The following is a 232-nucleotide window of genomic DNA, read 5'->3' on the forward strand; positions in this document are numbered from 1 at the left end:
GCATCCAAAACCACGACCGCCGACGGCACCATGTACGACGGCAACCGCTCCCCCGCAAACCCCCGCACCGACTCCGCGGTCGCCCCCTCGGCAACCGCCACGACATACGCCACCAGACGCCGGTCACCCGGAACGTCCTCCCGCACCACCACAGCCGCCTGAGCCACCACCGGATGCGCGGCCAGCACCGCCTGCACCTCACCCGGCTCGATCCGGAAACCCCGGACCTTCA

Annotated in this window: 1 protein-coding gene; it reads right to left on the reverse strand. The window is 70.7% G+C overall.

All coding sequences use genetic code 11. The annotated features are described in order from the left end of the window. Positions 1–232, reverse strand: a 232-nt coding sequence (locus H0H10_RS04540) for an AMP-binding enzyme (protein WP_188179498.1), incomplete at both ends; no start/stop codon positions are given.

The sequence above is a fragment of the Streptomyces griseicoloratus genome (assembly GCF_014534645.1).
Lineage (GTDB): Bacteria > Actinomycetota > Actinomycetes > Streptomycetales > Streptomycetaceae > Streptomyces > Streptomyces griseicoloratus.